Source organism: Streptomyces sp. NBC_00328 (assembly GCF_036139655.1).
Classification (GTDB): Bacteria; Actinomycetota; Actinomycetes; order Streptomycetales; family Streptomycetaceae; genus Streptomyces.
The window spans coordinates 1,968,872-1,990,642 of sequence record NZ_CP108013.1; the positions used below are offsets into that span (position 1 = coordinate 1,968,872).

16 protein-coding genes are annotated in these 21,771 nt (G+C 70.8%); 8 read left to right on the forward strand and 8 right to left on the reverse strand.

Features of this window, described 5'->3' with window-relative positions; all coding sequences use genetic code 11:
• Positions 1-5 precede the first annotated feature (5 nt).
• From OG485_RS08490 to OG485_RS08500, 3 genes are read right to left on the reverse strand one after another with little or no spacing between them, the layout of a single operon-like run.
• The gene (locus OG485_RS08490; protein WP_326789203.1) at positions 6-824 is read right to left on the reverse strand and encodes a glycoside hydrolase family 16 protein; all 819 of its coding nucleotides are present in this window, start codon (positions 822-824) and stop codon (positions 6-8) included.
• Positions 821-2,110, reverse strand: a complete 1,290-nt coding sequence (locus OG485_RS08495) for an NAD(P)-binding domain-containing protein (protein ID WP_328665478.1) — start codon at positions 2,108-2,110, stop codon at positions 821-823. Before OG485_RS08495 ends, OG485_RS08490 begins: the two co-directional genes overlap by 4 nt.
• A 36-nt stretch (positions 2,111-2,146) precedes the next feature.
• On the reverse strand, positions 2,147-3,202 hold the full coding sequence (locus OG485_RS08500; protein ID WP_326789201.1) for a phosphotransferase family protein: 1,056 nt from the start codon (positions 3,200-3,202) through the stop codon (positions 2,147-2,149).
• A gap of 140 nt (positions 3,203-3,342) precedes the next feature.
• Here OG485_RS08500 and OG485_RS08505 point away from each other — a divergent pair, with 140 nt between their 5' ends.
• Entirely contained in the window at positions 3,343-4,575 is a 1,233-nt protein-coding gene (locus OG485_RS08505) for a carboxylate--amine ligase (protein WP_328665480.1), read from the forward strand.
• A 204-nt stretch (positions 4,576-4,779) separates the two neighbouring features.
• Positions 4,780-5,757, forward strand: a complete 978-nt coding sequence (locus OG485_RS08510; protein WP_328665482.1) for a UDP-glucuronic acid decarboxylase family protein — start codon at positions 4,780-4,782, stop codon at positions 5,755-5,757.
• 117 nt (positions 5,758-5,874) lie between these two features.
• On the opposite strand, the gene OG485_RS08515 is transcribed toward OG485_RS08510, so the two are convergent.
• A complete protein-coding gene (locus OG485_RS08515; RefSeq protein ID WP_328665483.1) occupies positions 5,875-7,239 on the reverse strand; it encodes a glycoside hydrolase family 16 protein in 1,365 nt (454 codons plus the stop codon).
• Positions 7,240-7,792: 553 nt separating this feature from the next.
• On the opposite strand from OG485_RS08515, the gene OG485_RS08520 reads away from it, so the two are divergent.
• On the forward strand, positions 7,793-8,734 hold the full coding sequence (locus OG485_RS08520) for an oxygenase MpaB family protein (protein ID WP_328665485.1): 942 nt from the start codon (positions 7,793-7,795) through the stop codon (positions 8,732-8,734).
• Positions 8,731-10,236, forward strand: coding sequence for an aldehyde dehydrogenase family protein (locus tag OG485_RS08525; protein ID WP_328665487.1), 1,506 nt, complete (start codon positions 8,731-8,733; stop codon positions 10,234-10,236). Before OG485_RS08520 ends, OG485_RS08525 begins: the two co-directional genes overlap by 4 nt.
• Positions 10,237-10,272: 36 nt before the next feature.
• Here OG485_RS08525 and OG485_RS08530 read toward each other — a convergent pair whose 3' ends face one another.
• Both OG485_RS08530 and OG485_RS08535 read right to left on the reverse strand, forming a co-directional pair.
• A complete protein-coding gene (locus OG485_RS08530; protein ID WP_328665489.1) occupies positions 10,273-10,899 on the reverse strand; it encodes a TetR/AcrR family transcriptional regulator in 627 nt (208 codons plus the stop codon).
• A 186-nt stretch (positions 10,900-11,085) separates the two neighbouring features.
• A complete protein-coding gene (locus tag OG485_RS08535; RefSeq protein ID WP_328665491.1) occupies positions 11,086-12,918 on the reverse strand; it encodes an AMP-dependent synthetase/ligase in 1,833 nt (610 codons plus the stop codon).
• A gap of 296 nt (positions 12,919-13,214) precedes the next feature.
• On the opposite strand from OG485_RS08535, the gene OG485_RS08540 reads away from it, so the two are divergent.
• The 3 genes from OG485_RS08540 to OG485_RS08550 all read left to right on the forward strand — a co-directional run bounded on the left by OG485_RS08540 (position 13,215) and on the right by OG485_RS08550 (position 15,966).
• On the forward strand, positions 13,215-13,937 hold the full coding sequence (locus tag OG485_RS08540) for a TetR/AcrR family transcriptional regulator (RefSeq protein WP_328665493.1): 723 nt from the start codon (positions 13,215-13,217) through the stop codon (positions 13,935-13,937).
• Positions 13,938-14,001: 64 nt separating this feature from the next.
• Complete coding sequence (locus tag OG485_RS08545; RefSeq protein ID WP_328665495.1) at positions 14,002-14,523, forward strand: DUF4334 domain-containing protein; 522 nt, start codon at positions 14,002-14,004, stop codon at positions 14,521-14,523.
• Positions 14,524-14,769: 246 nt separating this feature from the next.
• Positions 14,770-15,966, forward strand: coding sequence for a TetR/AcrR family transcriptional regulator (locus OG485_RS08550; RefSeq protein WP_328665497.1), 1,197 nt, complete (start codon positions 14,770-14,772; stop codon positions 15,964-15,966).
• Between the two features lie 88 nt (positions 15,967-16,054).
• Here OG485_RS08550 and OG485_RS08555 read toward each other — a convergent pair whose 3' ends face one another.
• Positions 16,055-17,254 carry an oxygenase MpaB family protein gene (locus tag OG485_RS08555; protein WP_328665499.1) on the reverse strand — a complete coding sequence of 400 codons (1,200 nt, stop codon included), beginning with the start codon at positions 17,252-17,254 and terminating at the stop codon, positions 16,055-16,057.
• 252 nt (positions 17,255-17,506) lie between these two features.
• Between OG485_RS08555 and OG485_RS08560 the strand changes: the two genes are divergently transcribed.
• Positions 17,507-19,525: an SMI1/KNR4 family protein gene (locus OG485_RS08560; RefSeq protein WP_328665500.1), complete on the forward strand. Its 2,019-nt coding sequence runs from the start codon at positions 17,507-17,509 to the stop codon at positions 19,523-19,525.
• Positions 19,526-19,670: 145 nt separating this feature from the next.
• Here OG485_RS08560 and OG485_RS08565 read toward each other — a convergent pair whose 3' ends face one another.
• Positions 19,671-21,476, reverse strand: coding sequence for a subtype B tannase (locus OG485_RS08565; RefSeq protein ID WP_328665502.1), 1,806 nt, complete (start codon positions 21,474-21,476; stop codon positions 19,671-19,673).
• Positions 21,477-21,771: the final 295 nt, after the last annotated feature.

A 21,771-nucleotide genomic window follows, 5' to 3' on the forward strand; every position in this document is an offset into this window, starting at 1 on the left:
GCCCGTCAACGCTGCCAGACCCGGACCCAGTCCACGAGCATGCGCGCCGAGTCGGTGCCCGGCGGCGGAGTGTAGGGGAGGCCGACGGCCAGGTTCAGAATGACTTCCATGGGCACGTGGGGAATGCGCTCGGGGGCGGTCACCCGGAACCGTTCGACCCCGTCGACGTACCAGACGAGTCTGTCCTTCTCCCAGAGCAGCCCGAAGAGGTGGTAGCCGTCGGGGAAACCGGACGCGGTGAAGGTCCCCCGCTCCTTCCTCTCGGCACCCTCGGCGTTCCTCCAGTGCACGAACATCGACAGCCTGCGCGTGGTGCCGAGGAACTCCATGATGTCGACCTCGGGCGGGGTGTAGCGGTTCGCGGGCATCATCCAGAACTCCGGTGCCATCCCGCCCTGTTCCGGGATACGGACCGCCGCCTCGAAGTAGCCGTAGGTGAAGGTCTTTCGGGGCTGGGCGTACCAGTCGTCCCGGCCGGTGGAAATCATGCCGGACACCCAGGGGTAGACCTTTCCGTCGCTGCCGCGGACGGCCCGGCGCTGGGCGGTGAGGCTCAGTTTCCCTCCGCTCACGGTGACCTGACCGGGCTGGTACCACTCCAGTTCGTTGTTGGTGCTGATGGTGCAGCCGCGCTCGTTCCAGTCGTAACACGTGGTCCAGCGGCCCTTGTCGAGACGCGATCCGTCGAAGTCGTCGTGGAAGACCAGTCGCCAGTCGCCGGGCACCACGGGCCGGGGGACCGCCGTTCCGGGCGGGGATCCGCAGGCACCGCATGCCACCAGCAACAGCATGAGCACGCCGAGCACCGCGCCCCGTGACGTCATGGGCGGGCACGGGTCCCGGCCGCGACCGAGCCGGCCAGACGGCGCGCGGCGAATCCGGTGCCGGCGACGAACCGCAGCACGGGTCCGAAGGTGGGAGCGGCGGCCAGTCCGGTGAAGAACAGTCCGGGCACGGAGGACTCGAACCCGGACGACAGCCCGGGTGCGCCGTGGAACGTCTCGACCTCGCGGCGGAGTTCGGGTGCCAGCAGCTCGAGCCGGTCGACGTCCACCCGGTACCCCGTGGCCAGCAGCAGATGGTCGGCGCGCAAGGTCTCCGTACGTCCGCCGGTGTCCATGCCCCCGAGCTCAAGACGCACCATGCCGTCCTCTACCCCCGCGGAGCGGACCGTGCGGCCGCACAGCACCGGGATCCGGTCGTCGACGCGTTCTTTCAGCCACCAGCCGCCGGAGGGACCGAGCACGTTGTGCAGCAGCCGCAGCCGCAGCCCTTGCGGCAGCCGGCGAATCGCGCGGCCGCCGTGGCTGCACGCCAGCAGCGACCAGCCCGGTCCGAGCGGGGAACCCGGCTTGAGGATCCGTACCGGACGCGGCCGGTCGCGGGGACGGTCGGTGTCGGGCGGGCTGCCGAAGGCGACGGACGCCGCGCGGGCGATCACTGTGGGAAAGGCCCCGGCCTCGTGCAGCAGCGCGGCGCTCTCCAGGGCCGACTGCCCGGCGCCGAGGACAGCGATCCGCTGTCCCGAGAACCGGCCCAGATCGCGGTGCCGGCTGGTGTGGGAGACCCGCTCTGCCGGGAGGAGCCCGGCCAGTTCCGCGGGCTCGTGGGCGAACGGGACCAGTCCGGTGGCCATCACCACGTTCTCGGCGAGGAACTCTTCCCCGGAGTCCAGGGTGACGCCGAACAGCCCGTCGACAGGCACGACGGTACGGACCCTGCGGCGCTCCAGTTCCGGTACACGGCGCTCCTGGAACCACCGCCCGTAGGCGATCATCTCCTCGCCGGGGATGGGGTACCGGTCGCCGACGGGGCCGCGTCCCCGCGCGGTACGGAAGTCCTCCAGACGGTATCCGGACTCCGGCGCGGAGAGGGAGGAAGCGGCGGGGACGGACTTCAGGAACATGCCTTCGGGCATGTTGGCGTGCCAGCACTCCATGGGTTCACCGAACACCCGCCGCGGTGTCCCCGCCGCGCTCAGCCAGGCGGCCGTGGCGAGCCCGTAGGGGCCCGCCCCGATCACGACCGTGGGCAGCCGCTGCGGAGCGTCATGGATGCCCCTGCTCCCGGCCGCTCCGTGCCGGGCGCCGAACCGGGTGTTCATGGGCATGGTCGCTCCCTCTCGTCTCGGGTGGCGCCGCGGCCGTCACGGCCGCGTACCGGCCCAACGCGCGCATTCGTCGAGCACGGGGGCGACCGTGTGGGTGAGCCACCCGTAGCTGTGGCCGAACCTCGGAGACTTGCAGACGTTGTTCACCACGTGCCACAGCCAGCTCAGCAGGGGAACGGCCACCGGATCGGCGACACCGTCGTCCGGGTCCAGCCCGGCCAGCGCGAGCAGGGCGCGGTCGGCGTCCGGTATCCGGCCGGCGCGCAGCGTCTCGGCGACCAGGCGACCCAGCGGGCGGCCGGTGAGGGTACTGCGCAGGGCCAGGACGAAGGAGTAGGCGTCGATCTCGCACGGCCCGTCGGCGCGGCCGCTGCTCCAGTCGAAGACACCGGTCACCCGGAGGGGGACGCGGTCGAGCAGCACGTTGCCGGGGTGGTAGTCGCCATGGGTCCAGCCCTCCGTCAGCACGGCACCGGTCAGGGCCGCGTCCAGCCGGTGGCGCAGGGCCTCGAATTCGACCGCTCGACGGCCGGACCGGTAACGGGGCATTCCTGCGGACAGAGCCGTCAGCTGCGATTCGCACCAGGCGGAGGCCCGGTCGGCCGCCTTGCGGGGACGCCCGGTGGCGGACCGTATGTCCGCCAGCAGCCGCATGGCGGGCGCCATGGCGGCATACGGGTCCCCGGAGGTGTCCAGGATCAGCCGCTCCGCCGGGACGCCCGGGAGCGCGGTCTGGGCAAAGGTCCCCTCGGGCCCGGGCGAGCCGACGACCCGAGGCAGGAGAGCACGCCATGGGGCGAGCCGGCTGTCGGCGGCGAGCTCCCGCAGGACCTCCCACTCCCGCGCCGTGACGGCGGCGGCGGCCTCGTCCCTGGGGTGTTTGATCACCAGGCTCTCCCCGCCGTGCCGCAGCTCGAACACCAGCAGGCCCGCCTTGGGCAGCGAGGGGCGCCGGACCACGGTGATGTCCCTGGGACCGGCGCCGGGTACGAGCCAGTGAGCCCGGAGGCGGTCGTCGAGACCGGCCAGAGCGCGCGGGAAGTAGAGGGGCAGCAAACCGGAGAGCGAGGACATCTTGGCGGGTGTCTTCATACCAGACCTTGCCGGGCTGTCAGCGGCACGACCCCTGATTGTCGGGGATACTGAATGCGGGCGATTCACCACTGTCGAGTGGATCTGCGAGCTTCGTCCATGTTAGTTCCTTTCAGGAGAAGCGTCCCGGAGTGGTGCGGGTGGTCGTCTTGCTGGACACCGAGGTACCCGTACTCCTCGCCAGAATCGGCAACTATCCGTTGCACCACGGCAGTCTGGGCGTGGTGCGCACGGTCGGACGGCTGGGCGTCCCGGTCCACGCCGTTGTCGAGGACCGCTTCACCCCGGTCGCCCTCTCGCGCCATCTGACGAGCAGATTCGTGTGGCCGACGACCGGTTGCGAGGAACCGGAGCAACTCGCGGACGGTCTGCTGTCCATGGGCCGGGCGATCGGCGCCCGGTGCGTGGCGGTGCCGACCGACGACGAGGCGGCGATCCTGCTCGCGGAGTACGCGCACCGGCTGGAGGAGTGTTTCCTGATTCCGCCCGTGCCGGCCCACCTGCCGCGCCTGCTGGCCTGCAAGGCGAGCCTGCACCGGATCTGCGCCGAGGCAGGTGTGCCCTCGCCGTCGTCAAGGGCTCCGGAGAGCCGCGACGAGCTGGTCGACGCAGGCCGCGAGCTCGGCTATCCGCTCGTGCTCAAGAATCTGGCGCCGTTCAGCAGACTCCGCACCCCGGCCGTCAGCGGCACCACCACCGTCGTACCCACCGAACGGGCGCTGCTCGACCGCTTCCCGACGGGCCGTCCGCCGCCCGTCCTCGTGCAGGAGTACATCCCCAGACAGCAGGCGGAGGACTGGATCACCCACATGTACTGCGGTACGGGCGGTGTTCCGCGCGCTCTGTTCACCGGCCTGAAGCTGCGCTCCTGGCCTCCGTACGCGGGGATGACCGCCCGGGCGGTGGGACTGCGCAACCCCGAACTGGCCCGCCTGGCGGAGCGGCTGTGCCGCCGTACCGGTTACAGCGGACTGGCGGATCTCGACTGGCGTTACGACCGCCGGGACGGACAGTACAAACTCGTCGACTTCAACCCGCGCGCCGGCGCCCAGTTCCGCCTCTTCGAGAGCGTCCACGGAGTCGATGTCGTCCGCGCCATGCATCTCGACCTGACCGGCCGGGCCGTGCCGGACGGCGCCCAGGCCGAGGGGCGGGTCTTCGTCGCCGGCCAGCTGGACTTCGCGTCGACGGTGGCGTGGCTGCGCCATGAGCGCCGGCTGCCGTCCGATCTGCTGCACGTGCGGGCCACCGAGCGGGCCTGGCTCTCCTGGGACGATCCCCTGCCGGCCGCGGCCGAGGCGCTCCGGTTCACGGGGCTGGTGACCTGGCGCCTGCTGCGGCCGGAGCGCTCCGGCCCGGCCGGGTGCCGCTGACCGGAGATCTCACCGGCGCCGGGTCGGCGCCATGGCCGACGGGGCGTTTCCGTCCGCGACCGGCCGGGCCGTGCGGCCGCCGGGTTCATGGATCCGTCCTCGGCCCGCGTTGACCTCAGCCCGTCCTGGGGCGACCATGTACGTATACGTCGTAAATATACGGAATGGCGGTCCACGGCTCGGCCGAGCGGAAGGACGAATCTCATGCGTGTGGCGGTGTCCGGTGGCAGCGGCTTTCTGGGGTCCCATCTGTGCGAGGAACTGCTCCGCAGGGGTGACACCGTCTACTGCCTGGACAACTTCTCCTCGGGCCGAAAGGCCAACATCGCCCGCCTGCTGGACCGGCCGGGCTTCCACTGCGTGCCGTGCGACGTCACGGAGCGGTTCCGCTTCCCCGGGACCGTCGACGCCGTCGCACACCTCGCGTCTCCCGCCTCCCCGGCCGACTACCACCGCCATCCGCTCGAGACGCTGGCGGTCGGCAGCCGGGGGACGGAGAACATGCTGCGGCTGGCCGAGAACCAGGAAGCGCGCTTCGTCCTGGCGTCCACCAGCGAGGTCTACGGGGATCCGGCGGTGCATCCGCAGGACGAGGACTACTGGGGACACGTCAATCCCATCGGCCCCCGCAGCGTCTACGACGAGGCCAAGCGCTTCGCGGAGGCCCTCTCCATGGCGTACCGGCGCAGCCACGGGGTCGGCGTGGGGATCGTCCGGATCTTCAATACGTACGGCCCTCACATGCGCCCGTACGACGGCCGCGTGATCTCCAGCTTCATCCGGCAGGCACTCGACGAGGAGCCTTTGACGATCTTCGGCGACGGCTCCCAGACGCGGAGTTTCTGCTATGTCGACGACCTGGTCCGCGGCCTGGTGGCCATGCTCGACTCCGCCGAGCCGGGACCGATCAATCTCGGCAATCCGGAGGAGCACACGGTGCGGGAACTGGCGGAACTCGTGACGGGTATCACCGGTTCCAGCGGCGAGCTGCGCCACCTCCCGCTGCCTGTCGACGACCCGGTCCGCCGGCGTCCTGTCATCACCAGGGCCCGCGAGGCACTCGGCTGGCAGCCTCGGGTGCCCCTGGAAGAGGGGCTTCGGCACACCGTCGACTGGTTCGTGGCGGAGGCGCGGGCCTGCGCGCGACCGCCGGAGCGGGCCGTCGCCGCCGGGCCGTCATGACGTAGGACGGCGCGCCTCGAAAGCCGCGCCGCCACAGGGGAGTCGGCTGCCCGGGGGCCGACAGCCCGAAGGGCGCCGGCCGCATGATGCGGCCGGCGCCCTGACATATCGGTGGGGTCAGTGCTGCCAGGCCCTCACGTAGTCGACCATCATGTCCGCGGGAACCACGTTGGTTCCGCTGTGACTGGGGTTGATGGCGTTGTTGAGGATCAGATACATCGGGGCGGAGGTGATCCCGGAGGTGATCTGACCGACCTGCTTGCCGTCGTAGTAGTAGGTGACGGAACCCTGTTTCCATTCGGCGCCGAACGTGTGCCAGCCGCCGGAGTAGGTACCGGAAGCGCAGCCTCCCGGACCGCCCGCCGTGGAATGGAAGTGATAGCAGGCGGAGCCGCCCAGGCCTTCGAGGACGTCCAGCTCGCCATCCGTCGGCCAGTTCTGCCCGTCCAGCCAGAAGGAGGGCCAGTTGGCCATCTGCGTCCCGGACGAGGGTGTGTAGATGCGGGCCTCGAAAGCGCCGTAGGTGAACTGGGCCTTTCCGTTGCTGGTCACCAGGCCGGAAACGTTGGAATACGTCTTGCCGTCGACGGTGGTCGGCTGCTGGATGAGCTTGAGGTGGAGCGATCCGTCGCCGACCGTGACCTGTGACGGAGAATAGGCGGACCCCTCGGCAGAGTTCACCGGCTTGGTGGCACACCCGGAACAACCGAACCAGTTCGAGTTCCACTTGGAACCGTCAAGAGCGGTGCCGTTGAATTCGTCGCTGAACGCCTGGTGCCAGGTGCCGGGGATACCGACAGGCGCGGTGGCGGTCGCGGACGGCGCGGAGGACGTCGGCGTCGAAGTCGACGGTGGCGTTGTCGTTGCCGCCGGTGTGGGGGATGCGGGCGGTGTGGTCGTGCCCGCGGGAGTCGAGGCCGTCGGTGTTGGTGTCGCGGTGGGCGTCGGTGTCGCGGTGGGCGTCGGTGCCGCGGTGGCGCCGGTGTCGGATCCGGTGGTGAGGGATTTCACCGGAGAGAGGCTGTGCCAGCGGTCGTGGAACTTGTACGCCACGAAATACGTATAGGTGCCGGCCGGGAATGCACGGGAGCCCGAGGTGTATGAGGTGGACCGGGTTCCCAGCGTGGCCGCGGCGGCTCCGGGGAAGTCGTAGTTGCCACCGTCGGCGGATCGCACGGCGACAGTCAGCGCCTGCAGTTTGATCGTTTTGGCGCTGTGGACGGTAGCAGTGGCTTTGGACTGTCCGTTCGGGGCCGCCGACACGGACAGGGAATCGACCACGACGCCGGGAGTGGCGGCCTCCGCCTGATCGGTTTGCGTAAGGACGCCTCCGGCGAGCGCGGCGGTGGTGACCGCCAGCACACCCAATTTTGTTCGCATGGCGCGAGGACGACGGTGTTTCCGATTATCAGTTGTGCAATTCATTGGCATGTACGCGTGACCTTTCGCCCCCATGCGACAGCTGGACCATTCGTAGAACACGTGAGCAATGGCGGACCGAACGGTCATGGACTCTGCGCGAGGCAAACTCGATCCGCAAGTGCCTTGCCGGCGCCGAAGCGCGCCCATATCCCCTGGAAATTCTTGTCCCGCAACCGAGTTGGCCACGTCGGGCCGGGCCCAGTGACGTCCGACACGCATGGGGATAATTCGGTCATATATATCAAATCGCACGTTACTGGTGGGATCTGACGCCCAGTGAGCACCTTCCCGAGTCACCGCCCCGGGGCGAGAGCGGCCGCGGCGCGTGACGCGCACCCCTCACGGGGCGCCGGAAACACCTGAGCCACCCCCGGACGTGCCGCCATCTCCCTTCGCCCGCAAGGAAGTTGGCAGCTCGGACCAAAGCGGCGGCATACCCACGGCCACCTCGGCCCCTCCGTTACGTCCGGAGTATTGACGCCCGATGAAACAATTCAATAGTTTCAGTATCATCGACTCACCCTGGGGGCACTCGCTTCGTCGCCCCGACCCGAACGCCAGCAGTCCGCAGATCCGACCGCTCACGCCGCGATTCCGGCAGGAGGGATCCCCCATGGGCCGCTACAGCCGGCTACGCCGTATCCGGCAGATGGATCCGCAGCAGGACTTCGAGCAGATCTACCGGTGGGTCATCCACTACGAGTTCCCCCGCGACTATCTCCACGGGACATCGATCGCGTTCCTGCGCGACTACGGCATCCCGCGCATCTCACGGCTCCTGGACCGGACCCAGGAATTCGAACGCGCCGGTCAGAAGCGGTACGACGACACGGTCCTGATCACGTACGAGATGGTCCGCGAGGGGATGGACTCCGAGCACGGCCGGGCGGCAGCCCGCCATCTGAACCGCATACACGGCCGCTACCGGATCGCCAACGAGGACTTCCTGTACGTCCTGGCCACCACGGTGGTGGGGCCCAAGCGATGGATCGACCGGTTCGGCTGGCGGCGCCTGTCCGAGCAGGAGACCGAGAGTCTGGCACTGGTGGGCCGGCGGATGGGCGACCTGATGGGCATCTCCGGCGTGCCCGACACCTACGCCGCGTTCGAGCGACTCCACGACGACTACGAGCGGGAGATGTTCGCCTACGACCCCGCCAACCGCAGGGTCGCCGCCGCCACCCTGCGGATCATGGCCTCGTGGTACCCGGCACCGGCACGGCGCCTGGCGTCCCGGGTCGCCCTCGCCGTCCTCGACGAACCGCTGCTCAAGGCACTCGGCTTCCCCCGGGAGCCGCGCCTGGTGCGGGCCGCCGTCCACCGCGCGTTCCGTATCCGGGCCGTGCTGATCAGGCTGCTGCCCGGGCGTCCGGAGCGGTTCCCGCGCAAACCCAAGGCGCGCACCTACCCCTTCGGCTGGACCCTGGACGACCTGGGTCCGCACTGGGCGCACTCCCGTCCGCCGGCCCCGCTCCCGGACGAGGCGCCGCCCGGACAGGCCTCCGCTCCGGCGCAGTCGTCCGCTCCCCCCGCTCCCCGTCAGGAGACCCGATGACCGACACCACCCCGGCCGCCGCACCACGCGCCGCGACCTTCACCACGCACTCCCCCGCGACCGGTGAACCGATCGCCTCGCACCCGGTGAACGGGCCGGCGGAGGTCTCCCGCGCCGTGGCACGGGCCCGGAGCGCCCAGGCCGCCTGGGCGGCGCTGCCCGGGTCCCGGCGCCGTGACCACCTGTTGCGCTGGAAGAAGGCGCTCGCCTCCGACCTGGACGCCGTGGCCCGGGTCATCGCCGAGGAGACCGGCAAACCGGCCGGCGACGCCGCGCTGGAGGTCGTCCTCACGCTGGAGCACCTGGGCTGGGCCGCCCGCAACGCCGATCGCGTGCTGCGCCGGCGGAAGGTCCGCACCGGGCTGTTCGCCGTCCACCAGCGGGCCTCGCTGGTGCACCGGCCGCTGGGCGTGGTCGGTGTGATCGGCCCCTGGAACTACCCCCTGTACACCCCGATGGGTTCCATCGGTTACGCCCTGGCCGCGGGGAACGCCGTGGTCTTCAAGCCGTCCGAGCTGACCCCCGGCACCGGCGTCCTGCTGGCAGAACTCTTCGACTCCGCCGTGCCCGGGCATGCGGGGCTGCTCACCACGGTCACCGGCGCGGCCTCCACCGGCGACGCCCTGGCCCGGTCCGGGGTCGACAAGCTGGCGTTCACCGGATCACCGGGGACGGCCCGCAAGGTGATGGCGGTGTGCGCCGAGACGCTGACACCGTTCCTCGCCGAGTGCGGCGGGAAGGACGCGGTGATCGTCACCGCGGACGCGGACCTGGAAGCGGCCGCCGACGCGATCGTGTGGGGAGCGCTGAGCAACGCGGGACAGACCTGCGCGGGGGTGGAGCGCGTCTACGCGGTGCGTGAGATCCACGGGGCGCTGTGCGAGCGGGTGGTCGAGCGGGCCGGGGCGCTGCGCCCGGGTGCCGGGGCGGACGCCCCCTACGGCCCGATGACCCTGCCGGGCCAGGTTTCGGTCGTCGAGCGCCATGTGACCGACGCGGTCTCGGCGGGCGCGCGGGCCCTGCTCGGCGGGCCCGAGTCGGTTCGCGCCCCGTATGTCGCGCCGGTCGTGCTGACCGGGGTTCCGGAGGACGCGGCGGCGATGGCGGAGGAGACCTTCGGTCCCGTCGTGTCGATCAACCAGGTGGCAGACGTCGACGAGGCGGTGGAGCGGGCCAACTCCTCGCGCTACGCCCTGGGTGCGGCGGTGTTCTGCCGCAACGGGCGCGCCGGTGCGGCGATCGCGGCGCGGCTGCGCGCGGGGGCGGTGTCGGTGAACTCGGTGCTGGGCTTCGCCGCGGTGCCGGCGCTGCCGTTCGGCGGTTCGCAGGACTCCGGTTTCGGACGGATCCACGGCGAGGAAGGGCTGCGCGCCTTCACCTCCGTGCAGTCGACGACGGTGCAGCGGTTCACCCCGCCGATCGTGCTGACGTCCTTCACGGTTCCGGCCGCCACGCGGGAGCGCGCGGTGCGGCTGGCCCAGGCACTGCACAAGCGCCGCTGAACGGCCGCTCGCAGGCCCGTCCGGTCCGGGGGCCGGTCAGGCGTCCAGCAGCGGGGCCAGATAGCGGCGGGCGAAGGCCCGAGCCTGGTCCTCGTCCTCCATCTCGATACAGCCGGCGGGGTTGAGCAGGAAGGACACGGCGACCCGGACCATCAGCTCGGCGACCGGACGCGGGTCGTCGTCGGGACGCCCCTCGACCTGTTGCGCGCGGCGCAGATGGACCGTCAGATACTCGACGGTGGCGGAGAGCGAGGAACTGCCCTGCACCGTCAGATAGGGCAGCACCACCTCGGGTTCGAGGCGCAGCAGGCCGCCGAAGAGCGGATGGGCGCGGGTGTGGCGCAGCGCGACCACGAAGCCCTCGACGACCCGCTCCTTCATGGTCGGCAGCGCCGCCACCGCCGAGTCCAGCCGCTGGAAGAACCGGCTGAGCTCGCGCAGCAGGGTGTCCTCGACCAGCTTGTCCTTGGTCCGGAAGCGCCGGTAGACGGTGACCCGGGAGACGCCGGCCCGCTTGGCCACGTCGTCCACGGAGGAGCGGCGCAGCCCCAGGAGGGTGAACTGTTCCAGGGCCGCGTCGAGGATCCGGCGCTCCGTACGGTCCTCCGGCTCCGGCTGGGCGAGGGCCCGGGCGAGCCACGAGTCGTTCGTGTCAGCTCTCATGGTGCTCCACACGATACCGGCAGAGGATTCCCCGAGAGTCTCTGATACGTCCCACATGTCTTTGTAACTCACAGAGGCGGGAAAGCGGCCGGCCGCCCACCCCGAGGCGAGGGTGGGCGGCCGGCCCGGTGCACGGGAAGCAGTGGGCTGTACGGGGGCGGGGGTACGGAGGGAACGTGGCCGAGGTCAGTCCTCGTAGAGCCCGGACAGCTCGTCGGTGTACTTGTCCCGGATGACCCGGCGCCGCATCTTCAGTGACGGTGTCAGCTCGCCGGTCGCCGGACCCCACTCCTGCGACAGCAACGCGTAGCGCTTGACCTGCTCGGTGCGGTTGAGGCGGGTGTTGGCGGCGGCCACCGCGCGGTCCAGCTCCGCCCGGACGGCGGGGTGTTCCGCCAGCCCGGCCGGTCCCCCCTGCGCCTCGACGCCGTTGGCCGCGGCCCAGGCGGGGGCGGCTTCCGCGTCGAGCACCAAAAGGGCTACCAGGTAGGAGCGGTTGTCCCCGTGCACCATCGCCTGGCCGATCAGCGGGTGTTCCTTGAGCGCGTTCTCCACCAGGGCCGGCGAGACGTTCTTGCCGGTGGAGGTGATGATCATCTCCTTCTTCCGGTCGGTGAGCCAGAGGTAACCGTCCTCGTCGATCCGGCCGATGTCGCCGGTGGCCAGCCAGCCGTCGGCGTCCAGAGCGGACCGCGCCGAGCCGTCCGGACGGAGGTAGCCGGAGAAGACGGTCGAGCCCCGCACCAGGATCTCGCCGTCCTCGGCGACGCGGATCTCCACGGACTCGACCGGGCGTCCCACCGAGCCGAGCCGGAAGCCGGTCTTCGGGCTGTTCGCGGTGGCCACGCCCGTGGTCTCGGTCAGCCCCCAGGCGTCCATGATCACGATGCCGAAACCGGCCCAGAACCGCACCACGTCCAGCGGCATCGGCGCCGAGGCGCTGGCCGACCAGGTCACCCGGTCCAGACCGCCCGCGGCCAGCATGGGCAGCAGCACGTCCTCGCGGGCACGGAGATAGCGCTCCTCGAGCCCGGCGGGCGGTGTCTCGCCTCGCTCGCGGTACGCGACGTGCTCGCGGGCGATCTCGAAGGCCCGGTCGATGGCCGCCCGCTGCTCGGCGGGCATCAGCGAGAGGACGGCCCGTACGGCGGCGGACAGTTTCTCCCAGATTCTCGGCACGCCGAAGAACTGCGCGGGGCGCACCTCGCGGACCACCTCGCCGACGCGCGCCGGATCGGCGCAGAGACGTACGTGCGAGGCGCGGTGGCAGGGCAGATAGATGCCCAGCATCCGCTCGGCGATGTGGGCGAAGGGCAGGTAGCAGATGTGGTCGACGTGCGGGGGCAGCTCCACCACGGCGTCCAGCGCCAGGGCGTTGGACATCACCTGGCGGTGGGTCAGGACGACGCCCTTGGGCTCGCCGGTGGTGCCCGAGGTGTAGACGACGGTCAGCGGGTCCTCGGGGCGGGCGGTGTCCAGCTCCTTGGCGAACTGCTCCGGCACCGGTTCGCGGAGCAGGGCCTCGTACGGGAAGTGGCCCTCCTGCGCGTCCGGCTCGACCACCACGAGACGCTCCAGCGGGGTTCCGGCGTCGGCCAGCAACGGCTCCCACACCGCCACCTGGGCCGCCCCCTCCACCACGGCGAGGCGGGCCCGGCAGTTACGGGCGATGTGGGTGATCTGTTCCGGGGCCGCGGTGCCGTAGACACTGACCGGGACCGCGCCTAGGCGGACCAACGCCAGGTCCGACAGCCAGTGTTCGGGCCGGTTGGCCATCATCATCAGCACATGGTCGCCGCGGCCGACGCCGAGGGCCCGGTAGCCGGCGGCGAGGCTGCGGGTGTGCTCGTGGATCTCCGCCCAGCTCAGTGTCGTCCACTCACCGTCCGGGGCCGCCGACTGCCAGGACAGACCCGGGAGTCGGGGGTGGTCCCCCGCGTTGCGGACCAGCAGCTGCGGCAGGGTCCGGTCGGCCGGGTCGTCGGGCAGGTCGCCGGTGGTGCGGGGTGCCGATGTCATCGGGGCCTCCTTGCGGGCCGGAAGGGAAACGTCCGGGTTCCTTATCTCGGCACAGGACGAACTCACTGCCGTCGACCGGCGGCTTACCGATCGTTCGCTAAAGAACGTAGGAGTGCCGAACCGGGCGGTCAACTCTGCGTGCAGCAATAGTTTTTGGGGATCCACACCGGGGAAGGGACATCACGTCGGACGCCGGATGCCGGATTTCCCTGATCGATCGCTAAGCGGCCGAAGAACGCGTACCGGACGCACGGCCGTACGATGCCGCCGATCGCCGCCTGTCCCGAGGAGAGTCGTTGAACACCGCGCCGAGCCAGGACACCACGCCCCCGGCGGAGCACTGGCGCTCGTACGGACCGCTCGGACTGCACCCGATCCTGACGCACGCCATGGAAGCCTTCAACGAGCACGGGTACCACGGCACTTCGGTCCGCGACATCGCCGGCCGGGTCGGAGTCACCGTGCCCGCGCTGTACTACCACTACGAGAACAAGCAGGCCCTGCTCGCCACCCTGCTGGAGACGTCCGTCAAGGACGTCCTGGACCGCTGCCGGGCCGCTGCCGGGGAGGCCGGGGACGATCCGCTGGAGCGGTTCTGCGGCATGGTCGAGTCGATCGTTCTCTCTATGGCCCACCGTCGGCAACTGGCCTTCCTGGACACGGAGATCCGCAGTCTGGAGCCCTCGAACCGGGCGCGCTACGTCGCCCTGCGCGACTATCTCGAGCACATGCTGCTGGACACGGTCGAGGCGGGCCGCGCCCAGGGCGTGTTCACCACGCCGATCCCGGCGGACGCGGTCCGTTCGGTGCTCGTCATGTGCCAGGGGGTCGCCAACTGGTTCCGTGACGACGGCCCGCTCACCGCGGAGGAGGTCGCCGAACGCCACGTGCTGCTGAGCCTCGGCACCGTGGGCCACCCCGGCACGGTCACCGGCGACTCTCCGCTGCCGTTCCCCCGGCGCTTCTCCGCTGTCCGGACCTCCGTCTCCCGGCGGTCCGCACCACGCACCTCGGGGTGACGCGGCGGGCCACCGTCCCGACGTTCCCCTTCCACGGTGCCCGCCCCGACGAGAGGACACCCGCATGGACGTGATCGAGGCCCGCGCCCGGTTCCGTGAACTCCGGAAGCGGGACGGCATGGTCGACCCCGCCGAACTCGACGAGATCTGGGCGGCGTTGGCCACCGTCCGCCCCGAGGAGATACTCGGCGCGTGGAAGGGCGGCGAGTTCCGCACCGGCCACCCCCTCAACGGCGCCTTGGAGAAGGCCGGTTGGTACGGCAAGACGTTCAACTCCGTGTACGACGCCCAACCGCTGATCTGCCGTGACGCCACGGGCGCCCTGTACTCGAACCGCGAGCTCGGCAAGGGCGAGGCCGGCCTGTGGACCGTCGAGTTCCGCGGCGAGCCGACGGCCACGATGATCTACGACGGCCAGCCGGTCCTCGACCACTTCAAGCAGGTGGACGACACCACCCTGATGGGGATCATGAACGTCAAGGGAGTCCCCGCCGAGGGCCCCTTCTTCTACTTCTTCCTCGAGCGCGCCCCCGAGGCGCCGTCCGGGGACCCGCGCGGGGGCCCGGGAGCCGGAGATGCCTCGTGAGACGCGTCCGTGCCGCGATCGCCGAGGCACCGGGCATCCCGTTCACCGTCCGGGACGCGGACGCCTCACCCTCGCCGGCTGCGGGCGCCGGCGAGCAGTGCGCGGGGGAACCACCCCGCCTACTGCCGCGCCGCGCGGGACCGGAACTTCTCCGGTGGCCGCGACGACGGCACCGATCCAGCTCGGGGACGGCGGTGCCCGACGAGGGGGCCGGGCCTTGTGACGGCGTGTGATTCACTGATCCGCATGGCTCCCGCCTCCTCGTCCGCCCGTTCGGCAGCGACCGCGAGACCGGCCGCGGCGACCCGGCCCCGCAACCGCAAGCAGCTCATCCTCGACGCGGCCGGGCGGGTCTTCAGCGAGCGTGGCTACCACAACGCGTCGATGGAGGAGGTCGCCGCCGGCGTGGGCATCACGGCGGCCGCTCTGTACCGGCACTTCCCCAACAAGTACGCGCTGTTCGCCGCGTGCGCCCACGTCATGGTGGACGGACTGGTCGCCGCGCTCGACGAGGTGCCGGCCGAGGCGTCCTTGACGGAGGTACTCACCGCCGTCACCCGGATCACCGTCGTTCATCGCGCGTCGGGCGGCGTGTACCGATGGGAGGCCCGGTACCTCGACCGCGAGGACCGCCGACGTCTCGCGGTGAAGTTCGGTCGCCTGGTCGAGCGGGTCGAGGAGGCCGTGCAGCGCGAACACCCCCTGTCCGACCGGCGCCTGCGGGCCATGGCGGCCCTCGGTGCGATCGGGTCCATCACGATGCATCACACCTCCATCGCCGGGCGCCGGGCCGAGGACCTGCTGCTGGCGTCCGCGCTGCGCGTGGCCGCGACGGATCCGGCGGCGGGCCCGGCCGGGGCGCGCCCCGTCGAGCTGCCCGCCCGGCCGGTGCCGCGCACGCGACGCGCGGAGATACTCGCGGCCTCCGTCCCGCTGTTCGCCCGGGACGGGTTCGCCAACGTCACGAACGGACAGATCGCCGAGGCGGTGGGACTGACCCCGTCCGCGCTCTACCGCCATTACCCCGGCAAGATCGACATTCTCGCGGCCGCCTGCCTCCAGGCGGCCGGACTGCTGGCCCAGGGAGTGGAGCGGAGTCTGCACGAGGTGACCGGCCCGCACGAGGCAGTCGTGGCGCTGGCCTCGACGTATGTGGCCTACAGCTTCGAGTGCACGGAGCTCAACAGCGTCGCCGAGGCGGAGCTCGCCGGCTTGCCGACGGACCTGCGGCGGCCCCTGGTCCTCGCGCAGCGGGAGCACATCGCCGTCTGGGAGCAGCAGTTGCGGCTGGCCCGTCCGGAGCTCGATCCGCGCCAGGCCCGGGTACTGGTGCACGCGGGGTTCGGCGTGGTGGTCGAGGCGGGACGCAGACTGCGGTGGCAGGACGGCCCCGCCCATCGTGAGGCCGTCACCGCTCTGGTCGTGGGGGCTCTGGGCCTCTGAACGGTCTCCTCCTGCGAGTGCGCCCCCGGTACCCGCCCCGTGGGGCGTCTGCCGCGGGGCGGGTACCGGGCGGTACCCGATCGACGGCTCAGGCCGCCCTGTTCGCGGTGGGGATCGTGATGGGGGTGGTGCTCCCGGAGGCGCCCTTGTTGAGGAACAGCATCGCCAGGGCGCGTATGAACTGGTCGAACACGTAGAAGCTGCCGGGCATGATGGGCGACAGGCCCTCACGGAACAGGACGTACGCCGGCCACGCGGTGCGGATCAGGGCCGCCGACGCGTAGTCGCGCGCCAGGCCCAGCCAGTCGCCGACCTCGTCGCTGAGGACGTACCGCACGAACTCGTTCAGGAACCCGCGCGTGACGCCGAGGTCGACCTGCGCGGTCAGGCCGAGGAGGTCCTCGGCCAGGGCGATGCCCTCGGTCGTCGGGGTGAGGATCGGGGTGAGCACCTGCGCGGACTGCTTCTCGGCGGCGGCCCATGTCTGGGGGATGTGCTCGTCCGGCACACCGAGCAGGTGGACGGCGACCTGCCACGAGTGCAGGAACGCCTCCTGGTCCGCGGCCGGGAACGGGATCTTCCAGTCGAGCAGCTTCCGGTGCACGTAGGTGCCCAGACTGTGGAAGGTGACCAGGATGTCGGCGGCGCTGATCGGAGTGGTCTCGTCGGTGACCGCCCTCCAGTGCGGCGACTGCGGCAGCAGGTGACGCACCGCCGCGTGCACCACGCGTGTCTTGTTGGCGGTGACGACGAACTGTCCCGTCGGCTCGAAGGCTCCCAGCTGGGACAGGTCGTAGCCGAACGTGAACGTCTTGGCGGCGCGGTCCTGCATGTTGGCGCCGCCGGCGGACCAGTAGACGCTCTTCGCCTCGCGCGGGATCACGGTGCTCATGATTCCGCTGCCGAGGCCGTACAGCATGAACAGGTACGTGTCCCTGCGCCGGTTGAAGTCGGCGGCACGGGCCAGCTTGGCGGGGTCGGCCCAGGAGGGCAGTACGTTGACCTGCCGAAGATAGGCCGCGAATTCGGCCGGCACACCGCTGGGCAGCGGGTCGTCGTTGTTCACCCATGACGCCCATGCCGAGTTGATCGCCGGCACGTGCCCGTTGTCGAGCATCGAGGCCATCAGAGGGTCCGCCGCGCTGTCCCAGATCCACTCGGGACCGGTCGCCGCGGCGGCTCCGGTCGCCGAGCCCGTCGACGCCCACGCCTGGGCCGGGCTCGTCACGCCCACGAGGCCGAGTGCGACACCGAGCGACAGAGCCTTCCGCCTGCTGAGGTTCTCCATTGACTTACCTGCTTCCCTGAAGGGCCAGACAGTTCCAAGTGCCGTGACAGCCTTGCCAGTTGCATGATCAATGCGCGATGAACCATGTCACGCAGATGTGATTTTCGATTAACATAGCGAGGTGCGATGCGGTCGGCAATGGTGGTGACCGAAGGCTCACCGCCCATGTCGGCCCGGGGCCCGCCGGTTCTCCGCGGCCGCTCGGCCGTGAGGGGCGGAGCGTTGTCAGTGGCGGGTGGCAGCATCGTGTCCATGAGCGAATCCACGGCATTCGACTGGCGTTCCTTCCTGCTCAAGTGCAGCCGGGAGTGGGCGGATTCCCTGCCCGACGACGAGTCGCGGGGCGAGGACGACGAGGCCGCCCGGCAGGCACGGTGGCTGGGGTTCCCGCCCGCGTCCGAGGAGCGCATCGCCGCCATGGAGGCACGCCTGGGCCGGCGGATGCCCCCTTCGTACCGGGAGTTCCTCCAGGTCAGCGACGGGTGGCGGCACGCGGGTGGATTCGTGTGGCTGCTGGCGGGGACCCAGGACGCGAGCTGGCACAACGACGCGTCGGGCCTCGGGGACTCGCTCGAGGAGTATCTGGACGAGGACGCCGGGCCCGAGGAGCGGCGAGAGGTGGACATCTGGCGGCGAGGGCTGCAGCTCGACGTGGAGTCCGACGCCACCTACGTCCTCATGGATCCCGAGGACGTGGACGAGAACGGCGAGTGGGCCGTGTACACATGGGCGGGCTGGCGGGCCGAGCCACCCGAGCGGCACGCGAACTTCCTGGAGTTCATGCGGGAGATGCACCGGGAGTTCCACAACCTGCGGGCACGACGGGGCGAGGGCGAGCCGGCGTTCGTCAACGACACGACGTGCGAGCAGGACTCCCGGGTGGAGGAGGCCCGCCGGGAGGCTCTCCTCGGCGGCTGGCAGCGGGCCGTGGAGATGCTGGACGAGGCCAAGGAGTACGGCAGGCCAGGGGCCGCCGGGCTGGGTGACCAGATACGGCGTCTGCTCGGGAAGACCTCCACGGTGTATTTCGAGGACCTGGTGACGGATCCGCGGTACGCGCCCGATCTGCTGCCGCCGCTGGTCGCCGAACACGCGGCGCACTCGAACCACGACGACTCCACGCTGAAGTTCCGCCTTCGGGGCGCCGACGACGACCTGGAGTCCCTTGCCCACGCGACGCTGGAGCAGGTACGGAACGGCACCTACCGGTACGCGCCGGCCGGGCCGTTCGGGGAGGCCGTCGAGCGGGCGCGGGAGCTGGCGCGCTGGGGAGACGGCGACGAGGCGTGGCGGACGCTGATGAACGCCGTGCCGCTGTGGGAGCCGCTGGGGCCCGACCACCTGGCGCCGCTGGGGTGGGTGGCCGACCCCGTGCTCGGGCCACTGCTGACCCCGGAGCGGGGCCAGGAACTGCTGTCCACGCCGAGGGGCGGGCAGACCGGTGAGGCACCGCGTCCGACACCCGGGCTCGACCCGGGCGGCCTCGCGTGGCTCGCGGAGCCGGACAGGGGCAACAACCGCACGTCGTACCGGTTCGTCCTGGTGGAAGGAGTGGAGCCACAGGAGCTGCCCGGGCGCCTGGCGGACGCGGACGGGAACGGGGACGGGAACGGGGCCGGCGCCAGAGGCGGGGACGGGAACGGCACCGGGGGCGGGGACGGCACCGGGCTGACCGAACCCTTGACCCTCTGGGAGGCGCGCGGCAGAGCGCTGCGGGGCAAGCGGGAGTTCTCCTCCTACGACGACAGGGCCCTCATGGCCGTCGGGCGGGCCGGCAGCGGCTGGAGCTTCGCCTTCGACGGAGTTCCGGCCCCGTTCGGCCGGCAGCGCTTCGTCTCCCCCGCCCCGGGCGCCAGTACGGGCACCCGCTCGGTGGTGGTGTGGAGCGGCCTGAGGACGGGGCACGGCGAGCCGTTCTTCCATCTCTCGGTGGCGCGGGGCGGTGCCGAGGAATACGCCTTCACGTACACGGACGGAGAGGTCCGACGGAGCGGGGAGATACCGGAGGCGCTCGACCCGGACCGGTTCTTCGGTGCCGTGGAGGACAGCGCCGAGGCGGAACGGCCGCTGCTCGAAGCGGTGGCCGCGGAGTTCGGCGTCCGTCTGCCGCGTCACGCGATCGTGCGAGGGCGGCTGCACACGTTCACCACCCGCTCCTGGACACGGCCTCCCGGGAAGGGAGAGGGCTACATGGTGATCCGGACGCAGCCGATGACCTCGGGCCCGACGGACAGCGAGCGGAGGGAAGCCGACGGCTCCGTGCCCGAGTAGGGGCACGCGGGAACGGCGGCTCCGTCCGGTGCGGGGCCCCGCCCGCCAGGACGGGACCCCGCGCTCGGCGATCGCTCACGCGGTGCGGCCGGCGCCGTGGCGGGCGATGCCCGGCACCGCCGGGCGGACGTCGCCCGCCACGGCGCTAGCGTCCGGCGGAGCCGTGGTGAGGAGTGGCGAGCGGGTCGCCGGCCTTCCTGACCACGTCGGCGATCCAGGCCATGGCCTCCGGCACGTCGTAGTTGCCTGCGTGCGGCTGGTTCCAGGCGAGCCGGTAGTCGACGTTCTTGACCTGCTTGTCCGCCTCCAGCGCCCGGTCCAGGTTGATCGAGATGATGAACGCGGTGTCCCGGTCGCGCGTGCCGTTGCGCACGTACCAGTTGGGCGCGGTGTCGGCGCTCGTGCCGACGAAGTCCATCGGGTCGATCAGGTGGATCTGGTCGTCGAGGTCCGTGCTCTTCTCCCTGGTGTACTGGTCCCAGGTCAGCCCGGTGTCGTCGAGGCCGCTGCCGTCACCGGCGACGTCGTTGTGGTTCCAGCTCCACTCGGTGTAGTTCATGTACGTCTGGGTGTACGGGCCGAAGAGGTTGGTCTCCGTCCGGCTGATGGTGCTCCCGTGCACGCCCACGGCGTCGAAGGCGGGCGTCGTCTTCAACGTGGCCTGGGTGGCCACGAACTTCAGGTACTTCGCCATGTCGACCGACAGCACCTTGTCCGCCGCGTTGTCGACGTCGATCCAGTCGTTCACGTACGACTTCGTGGTGGACCCGCCGGGCCCGCCGGAGGTGATGTCGAAGGTGGCGCCGAGCGCGGGCACGGCGTTGGCCGGGTCGGCCTTCATGTAGGTCTCGGCGGAGCGGACGACCTCCTTCTTGATGGTGTCCAGCATGGCGTCGGCGGTGAGCTTGGATCCGTCCGGGTTGCGGAGCCCGAGGCTCTTCTCGTACGCCGGGAACTGTGCCGCGATCTCGGCGGCGTCCCCGGGCGTGGCGTTCGAGCCGGTCGCGTCACGGGTGCCGAGGACGTTGTAGAGCCATTCGTAGGCAGCGTCGGCGTTGCCGAGGTCGGTGATCGGGCAGTACGCGTCGACTGCGAACACGTCGTCGCGCAGGGTGCTGCGGCCGTTGGAGCCGACGCCCGCCGCGCCGATCGCGGCGAGGTAGGAGTCGTACTCGGCGCTGTTGCCCGAGGCGCCCAGGATCGAGGAGAGCGCACCGCCGCCGCTGGTGCCGTTGACGACGATCCGCTCCGCGCTGCCGGGCATGGTGGCGTCGTTGAGGCGGAGGTAGCGGACCGCGGCCTTGGCGTCGACCACCGCGGCGGGGGCCTTGCCCGGCGAGGAGCCGTCGGCGCCGATCAGCCCACGGCTGCGGTTGGCCACGTCCACGAAGACGAAGCCGGCCTTCAGCGCCGCTCCGACGTTGCTCGTCGCGCTGTTGTAGGACGAGCCGTCGGTGACGCTCGCTTTGATGTAACTGGCCATCCAGCCCGCGTTGTTCACCGCGAAGTACACCGGCGCACGCTGGTCGTCGAAGGCGCTCTCGGGCACGAAGACGTTCATGCTCTGGTAGCCGCAGCGGGTGTTGCTGATCGTGGTGGTACCGGACATGCCGGACTGCTGCGCGGCCGCGGCGACCGGGGCGGCGACGTAGCAGAGTTCCTTGTAGGAGCGAACCTTGACCGGTTGGCCGTCGACCGTGACGGTGAGCGTCGTGTAGGCGCCGGCGTCGAAGGTCAGGGCGGCGTCCTCCGGGTCCACGACATGAGCGTGCGACGCGGACGGGCCCTGGGCCGCGACCGCGGACGAGGGCACCGCGAGCGCCGTCAGGGCGAGGGAGCCCGCTATCGCCATGCCCCTCACCCGGCGCCCGCGGCCGGGGGCGCGCTGTGCCCGTTCACCCGCCGGACGGGCGGAGGCTGCTCGATCGGAGGACTCCGAGAGCCACTGCATGGGGTCTCCTCTTGTTGTGTACCGAGTCTTGTTGCGTACCGAGTGATCCACTGACACCTCGGGCCCAAGGCGTCACGCACGCTACAAGATTGTTAACAAAATACCCAGCAATTTTGCAAACATTTCGCGCCATCCCGGCGGCGCCGACGCACACCCACGCACAGGCCACGCACAGGCCCAGGCCCATGAGGGTGCGCGGCGGCGATAGGGCCCGTTCGCACTTACCGCCGACGCTCCCGGGCGGTAACCATGGGAGAGGCTGTTTGGCCAGTTATGACCTGAATGAGCTGACTCC